Below are 7,177 nucleotides of genomic sequence, written 5' to 3'. Positions count from 1 at the left end.
AGCCCCCGGAGCGGCCACCCCCGCAGCCACCCCCGGCACCCCCCACCCACCCGAAAGCCCACCCCGCACCCCAAGCCCCGCGCAGCGGCCCCCACTACGCTAACCACAACCCCACCACCCACCCCCCAACAGGAGCCGTCCCCGATGCCCGCCGCCCCCGCCAACACCCCCGCCCCCCTGTTCGCCGCCATCGACATCGGCGGCACGAAGATCGCCGGGGCGCTGGTCGACGACCTCGGGCGGCTCCACCATCGGGTCCAGCTGCCGACCCCCGCCCAGGAGCCGGCCGGGGCGGTGTTCGCCGTCGTGCACAAGGTGCTGGACCAGCTGGCCGGATCACCGGGCTGGGCCGCAGTGACCGCCCTCGGCATCGGCAGCGCCGGCCCGGTGGATCTCGTCCAGGGCACGGTGAGCCCGGTCAACATCCCCGGCTGGCGCGGCTTCCCGCTCGTCGCCGAATCAGCCGCACACCCGGCCGTGGCCGCCCGCCACCTGCCCGTACACCTGGCCGGGGACGGCGTCGCGATGGCCGCCGCCGAGCACTGGCGGGGTGCCGCGCGGGGCGCCGCGAACGCGTTGTGCCTGGTGGTGTCGACGGGCGTCGGCGCGGGCCTGGTCCTGGACGGCTCCGTCCGGCCCGGCCCGAGCGGGAACGCGGGCCACCTCGGCCACATCACGGTCGACCTGGACGGCGAGCCCTGCCCGTGCGGTTCGCGGGGCTGTCTGGAGGGCATCGCCAGCGGCACGGCGATCGCCCGCCGGGCACTCGCCGAGGGCTGGCAGCCGACCGGGGAGGACCGTTCGGCCCGCGCCGTCGCCGAAGCCGCCACCGCCGGCGATCGGATCGCGCTGGCCTCCTTCGACCGTGCCGCCAAGGCCCTGGCGGCCGGGATCGCCGCCACCGCCACGCTCGTGGACCTCGACCGGGTGGTGATCGGCGGAGGAGTCGCCACCGCCGGGGAGCTGCTGTTCACCCCGCTCGCCCGGCACCTCGACGAGTACGCCGCCCTGCCGTACGTCCGGGGTCTCGACGTCCGCCACGCCGAACTCGGCACCGATGCGGGCCTGATCGGCGCCGCCGCCCTCTGCCGCTGACCCGCACGCCACGCGCCACGCGCCACGCACCGCGCACCACGCACCACCCCCGACCCCCGGGAGACCCGCCATGCACCTTCTCCCTCCCTTCGCCCTGCTCCACAACCCGGTCCGCACCTACGCCTGGGGCTCCCTCACCGCCATCCCCGAGCTGACCGGCACAGCACCGACCGGCGCGCCACAGGCCGAGCTGTGGATGGGCGCGCACCCGTCCGCCCCGTCCCTCCTCCTCGACCCCGACGGCCCCACCACTCCGCGCCCACTCGACGAACTGATCGCCGCCGCCCCCGACACCCTGCTCGGCCCCGACACCGTCCACCGCTTCGGCCCGGTACTCCCGTTCCTCCTCAAGGTGCTCGCCGCCGACCGGCCGCTGTCCATCCAGGTGCACCCCACCCGGGCGCAGGCGGCCGCAGGGTACGACGACGAGGAGGCGCGCGGCATCCCGCTCGACGCGCCCGAGCGGATGTACAAGGACCGTGAGCACAAGCCCGAACTGCTCTGCGCCCTCACCGACTTCGAGGCCCTGTGCGGCTTCAGGCCGACCGCCGCCACCGCCGACCTCCTCGACACCCTCAACACCGTCAACACCCGCGACACCCCCAACACCCTCAACACCGTCAACACCCGCGACACCCCCAACACCCGCGACACCCGCGACGTCCCGATGCTCGCGCCCTGGGCCGACGCCCTCCGCAGCCGCCGCCCCGCCACCGAGGTCCTCCCCGACCTGCTACGCGAAGCCTTCACCAAGACCCGCCCCACCCACTCCGAACTCGCCACCCTCGCAGCACATTTACACCGCATCGCCGCCACCGACAGCCCGTACGCCGAGGCCTGCGCCGCCTACGCCCGCGCCGCCGACGAGCACCCCGGCGACCCCGGCCTCATCGCCGCCCTGCTCCTCAACCACGTCCGGCTGGCCCCCGGCCAGGCGCTCTACCTCGGAGCCGGAGTCCCCCACGCGTATCTGCGAGGCACGGGCGTGGAGTTGATGGCGAACTCCGACAACGTGCTGCGCTGCGGCCTCACACCGAAGCACGTCGACGTGGACGGCGTCCTCGCCGTGACATGCTTCGACCCGTCCGAAGCAGACGTCCTCGACCCCACCGACGAGGGACAATTCCCAACCCCCACCCCCGAATTCAGCCTCTCCAGGCTCCACCCCACCGAGTGCCCCACCCGCGCCGACCTCCCCACCCCCCAGATCCTCCTCTGCACGAAGGCCGAAGCCCGCCTCCGGTCCCCCGACGGAGCCGTCCTCGACCTCCCCCGCGGAGCCGCCGCCTACCTGCGCCCGGGCGCCGGGCCGGTGTGGCTGACCGGCCCGGGCGCCGAGGTGTTCCGCGCCACCACCGGCGCGCCGGCTCAGGCGGGCAGCGGGTGGCCGAAGAGCAGGTCGTAGCCGTCGGGGAGCTGGTCGAGCACGCGGTCGACGAGGTCCCCGGGCGCGAGGTCGACGGTGGTGCTGAGGACGGCCCCGATGTCCCACTGCGCGGTCGCCGGGGTGGCCCCGTCGATCCAGCCGACGACGGCCTCGACGAAGCGCTCGGCGGTCAGCGGTGCGCAGGTCGGTGCGGCGTCGCGCAGGAGGGTGGCATAGGCGCCGGGCAGGGCCTCGGCGAGCTCGCCCCGCTCGCCGCCGACCAGGTGCTCGCCGAGCAGGGCGAGCACGACGCGGGTGGCGTGGTCGGCCTCCGCGCGGCCCCCGTACTCCCCGCGTTCGACGACGCGGTCGAGGAAGTCCTCCGAGGAAATGGTCATCGCGTCCTCCTTCCGCCCGGTGGGTACCGGCGGGAAAACGGCGGCGACGACTGCCGCGGCGGCCGGGAGCGGAATGCGACCAGCGTGCGCGGGGGGACCGACGCAGCACGTCACCGACGCCGAACGTACCGGTGCCCGTGCTGCTCAGCGTACTGCGGAAGGGCGGGCGGGCGGACCGACGCCATTGTCGATCACACCCGAATTCGACCCGGTCCGTCAGGCCGCGGAGGCCCGGCACCGCCGGCGCGTGCGGCGCGCCGAGGTGGCCCCGCCGGCCCTGACCGGGACCCACTGCGGCGGCCCGGACGGCGGCGCCGTCGGCGCGACCTCGGCGGCCCGAAGGCACTCCGGCATAAACCCGGAGAGAAAACGCCGTTCGCTCTGGCTGAGTTTCCGCGAGCGCCCGGATTCACGGTCCCTGGCGACCACCACGGTACGGGCTCGCATAAAGACGAGTGGTTCCCGGCAGACATTCACCTCGACGTGTGCGGAACTACGCCCGAGCCGTTCGACGGAGATCCGGACGGACAATGGCTCGGGCCGGTGGTGCAACTGTTCCAGGTAATCGATCTCGTGCCGCGCGATGATGAATCCGGACGGGAAGAGCGATTCCCGCACGGCGGTCGCGTGGTGGCGGAACAGGTCGTAAATCCCCTCCTGGACGTAGCCGACCAGCCGGGCGTTGTTGATGTGCCCGTTCTCGTCGACGTCGCTCCACCGGGTGGGGCAGGCCAGCACGTGCGCGCCCGGGTGCAGGGCGCTCACTGCCGCGTCAGCCCGGCGCCGGTCTCGGCGGGGAGCAGCGCCCGCTGCAACCTGGCGTAGTAGGCGGACTGTTCGCTCGCCATGCGGGCCGCGGTCCAGCCCTCCTCGGCGGCCTCGGCGGCGGTCTGCACGACCAGGCTGTCGAGCACCGCGTCGACCGAGCGGCAGAGTTCGGCGACGGCGGCCAGGCGCTCGGTGACGTCGGAGCCGCCGGCCGCGCTGCGGGCCGGGAAGGCGGCCAGCGAGTCGACCGCGAGGCGCAGATCGTCGACCGCGGCGGGCTGCTGCTCGGAAACGCAATTGCGCATGTTTTCTCCCGGAAAAGTCGCGGCAGGGCAGGGCCCGGCCCTGGTCGAATGCGTCGGATTACGCCGGGGGGAACGGTCGGACCACCCCCGGGCGGAACGGACGCTATCCCAGCCCGCACGGCCCGCGACAGGTTTGCGGACGATCAAGGGAAACTCACTTCCATTGGAGTAGTTTGGCGGGGCACAAAATATGCCGCATCAGCCGAATGCTCCGGCGCGGGGCGTGTATTCGCCACCCTCCGCCACCCCTGGTGCCGCGGCCGCCGTCACCAACCCCCGCCCCACCAGCGCGCCTTGTAGAGGTGGGTGCCGCGCAGGACCCGGGTGCCGCCGGGCCGGTGGAAGGTCAGGACGGAGGTGCACCAGTCGCACGGCGCGGTGTGCTCGGGGGCGACGGTGAGGAGGCGCCCGGTGCCGGGTTCGTCGCCGACGCTCTTGAGGTCGCGCTCGGCGGCGCGGTCGGCGAGCCGGACGGGGGTGAAGCGGCCGCCGGCGGTGTCGTACTGCCAGAGCGCGGTCAGGGTGCTCACCCAGAACCGTCCCGGCGCGGCAAGGACGGGCGCGAGGTCGTGCCCGCCGCGGCCGGGCAGCGGGACGGCGCGGACGGCGGTCAGCGCGGGCGCGGCCGGGGTTCCGCCGACGCGGAGGGCGGTCAATTCGTCGTCGCCGAGCGCCCAGAGCAGGCCGGTGCGCCGGTCCCACTGGACGCCGTGCGCACCGGGGAGCGGGTACTCGGCGTGCGCGGTGGCCCGCGGCCCCTGCGAGGCGGCGTAGACGCGCACCCAGCCGCCCTCGCTCGCGGCGACGGCGACGTTGCCGTCGGGGAGCAGCTCGATGCTGTGCGGGTTGGCCGCCGCCCCGGCGTCGGTCGCCCAGCGGGTCGCGCCGGTGGTGGTGTCCACGACGGCGGCGAGGCCGCCGGAGGCGGTGACGAGCAGGAAGCGCCGGCCGCCGCGTATTCGGCTCTTGGCCTCGTCCGGAGCGGTCCACGTGGTGGCGGGCCCGAGGTCGGCGAGGTCGGGCGCCAGATCGGCGCTCCAGCTCCAGACGACGGGCAGCCGGTCGGGGCCCCGGTAGGCCATCAGCTCCTCGGCGCTCTGCAGGACGAGCACGCGCCGCGACCCCTGGTCGACGACGGCCACCGCCCAGCCGGGCTCGACCGCGTACGCCCCGGCGGCGGGCGCGCAGAGCAGCAGGGCGCACAGGCCCACGAGCGTCCTCCTCGGCACGCCACCACCGTGCCGGGCCCGCGCGCCCGCCGCACAGCACACGCAGCCGAACGGGCGTGCGAACCGTCGCCCGACCCCCCTTGCACCCTCGCCGCCCCACCCCGCAGGCCCGCCGCCCAGATCCGACCCGACTCCACACCGACTCCGACCCGACTCCACACCGACTCCGACCCGACTCCACGCCGGTCAAGCCTTGGTAAAGTCCGGTCGGGCCCCTGGCAGTACCATTTCACGTATCACATCATGCTCCCCATGAGAAAAGTCATCGCCCTCCTCTCGGCCGCCGCGGCCGTCGCCGCCCTGGGCGGAGCCGCCTCCGCCGCCGAGCCCGACACCGCCGCCCTGGAGGACACCGGCCAGGGCAGCCTCGTCTGGAGCTCCTGCAACGACGCCACCACGCCGGCGCTCCAGTGCGCGATGCTCGACGTCCCCGTGAACTACGCCGACCCGCACGGCCGGAAGATCAAGATCAAGCTGAACCGGCTGCCCGCCACCGCCCCCAAGGACAAGCGGCAGGGCCCGATCCTGCTCAACCCGGGCGGCCCCGGCGACTCCGGCCTCTGGATGCCCGCCTACATCTCCGGGCAGATCCCGAAGGACGTCGCCTCCACCTACGACTGGATCGGCTTCGACCCGCGCGGCACCAACGCCAGCGACCCCCATGTCGTCTGCGACGCCCACTACTTCGACGCCGAGCGCCCCGACTACCAGGTGAGCCAGGGCACGTCGAAGGCATGGCTGAAGAAGGCCGCCGGGTACGCCGCCGACTGCGCGGCCGACTGGTCCTGGCTGCTGCCGCACATGACGACGGTCGACAACGCGCGCGACATGGACAGCATCCGCCGCGCCCTGGGCGTCCAGAAGATCAACTTCTACGGCGGCTCGTGGGGCACCTCACTGGGCTCGACGTACGGCCAGCTCTTCCCGAAGCACGTCCGCCGGATGGTGCTCGACAGCATCGTCGGACCGACCATCAGCTGGTACGACCACAACATCCTGCAGGACAAGGAGCACCAGCGGCGTTTCGACGCCTTCGCCGACTGGGCCGCCAAGGCCGACTCCGTCTACCACCTCGGCACCGACCGGGCCGCCGTCGAGAAGGCGTACGCCCAGGTCGAGGACGCCCTGCGGAAGGACCCGGTCGACGCCGCGCCCGCACCCGGCAAGATCGGCCCGGCCGAGTTCGAGGACACCTTCTACGGCGGCGGCTACAACTTCCTGCGCTGGCCCCGGATGGCGACCGTCCTGTCCTCCTACCTCGTCCAGCACGACACCCGGCCGCTGAACATCGCCTACAACAAGTACGCCGCGCCCGGCTCCGACGACGGCACGTTCCCCGCCTACAACGCCGCGCAGTGCACCGAGAACGCGTGGCCGCGCGACTGGGAGACCTGGAAGAAGGACCAGGCCAAGGTCAACGCCGAAGCGCCGTTCTACACGTATAACAACATGTGGTACAACGCCGCCTGCATGTTCTGGCCGTACCAGGGCAACCAGGCCGGCCGGCTGAAGATCACCGGCAAGGGCCTCCCGCCCGTCCTCCTCTTCCAGGCCACCGAGGACGCCGCCACCCCGTACGAGGGCGGCCTCGCGATGCACGACGCGCTTCCGGGCAGCAAGCTGGTCGTGCAGGACGGCGGCAGCTTCCACGAGATCCTCTTCCACGGCAACGCGTGCCTGGACGACACCTTCACCGCCTACCTGCGCGACGGCAGCCTCCCCGACGGCAAGGGCCGCGTCGCCAAGACCTGCGCCCCGGAGGCCGATCCGGCCCCCGTGCTGGTGACGCCGCCGCCCACCCTCACCGCCAAGACCGCGGCCCCGGCGGCGCCGCTGTCGCCCACCGACCCGGAGGCCGTGCACGGCGTCCTGCGGTGACTCACCTCCGTGGGGCGGGCCCCCCCCCCCGGGGGGGGGGCCCCCCCCCGGCCCCCCCCCCCCCCCCGCCGCCCCCCCCCCCCCCCGCCCCGGTGAGCAGACCCACGGACGCCGGGGGCCGGGGCGGGGACTGACAAA

The 7,177-nt window shown here is 73.9% G+C and carries 7 protein-coding genes; 3 read left to right on the top strand and 4 right to left on the bottom strand.

The window, feature by feature from the left end; genetic code table 11:
• The first annotated feature begins 144 nt into the window (after positions 1-144).
• Entirely contained in the window at positions 145-1,095 is a 951-nt protein-coding gene (locus ACFVSN_RS44460) for an ROK family protein (RefSeq protein WP_387603121.1), read from the top strand.
• 70 nt (positions 1,096-1,165) lie between these two features.
• Positions 1,166-2,500, top strand: a complete 1,335-nt coding sequence (manA, locus tag ACFVSN_RS44455; RefSeq protein ID WP_387603118.1) for a mannose-6-phosphate isomerase, class I — start codon at positions 1,166-1,168, stop codon at positions 2,498-2,500.
• Here manA and ACFVSN_RS44450 read toward each other — a convergent pair.
• From ACFVSN_RS44450 to ACFVSN_RS44435, 4 genes are all read right to left on the bottom strand, one after another.
• A complete protein-coding gene (locus ACFVSN_RS44450; protein ID WP_380447588.1) occupies positions 2,464-2,859 on the bottom strand; it encodes a DUF2267 domain-containing protein in 396 nt (131 codons plus the stop codon). The two genes, manA and ACFVSN_RS44450, sit on opposite strands and share 37 nt — an antisense overlap.
• Positions 2,860-3,075: 216 nt before the next feature.
• A complete protein-coding gene (locus tag ACFVSN_RS44445; RefSeq protein ID WP_387603115.1) occupies positions 3,076-3,624 on the bottom strand; it encodes an acyl-CoA thioesterase in 549 nt (182 codons plus the stop codon).
• Entirely contained in the window at positions 3,621-3,932 is a 312-nt protein-coding gene (locus ACFVSN_RS44440; RefSeq protein ID WP_380447592.1) for a hypothetical protein, read from the bottom strand. The genes ACFVSN_RS44445 and ACFVSN_RS44440 overlap by 4 nt, the downstream gene beginning before the upstream one ends.
• A 266-nt stretch (positions 3,933-4,198) precedes the next feature.
• On the bottom strand, positions 4,199-5,161 hold the full coding sequence (locus ACFVSN_RS44435) for a DUF6528 family protein (RefSeq protein ID WP_380447594.1): 963 nt from the start codon (positions 5,159-5,161) through the stop codon (positions 4,199-4,201).
• A 252-nt stretch (positions 5,162-5,413) separates the two neighbouring features.
• Between ACFVSN_RS44435 and ACFVSN_RS44430 the strand changes: the two genes are divergently transcribed.
• On the top strand, positions 5,414-7,039 hold the full coding sequence (locus tag ACFVSN_RS44430) for an alpha/beta hydrolase (RefSeq protein ID WP_387603111.1): 1,626 nt from the start codon (positions 5,414-5,416) through the stop codon (positions 7,037-7,039).
• Positions 7,040-7,177: the final 138 nt, after the last annotated feature.

It is taken from the genome of Kitasatospora sp. NPDC057904, assembly GCF_042887925.1.
In the GTDB taxonomy this organism is placed as follows: domain Bacteria; phylum Actinomycetota; class Actinomycetes; order Streptomycetales; family Streptomycetaceae; genus Kitasatospora.
Note: the sequence above shows the minus strand (reverse complement) of the source record. Positions and strands in the feature narration are given on the sequence as shown.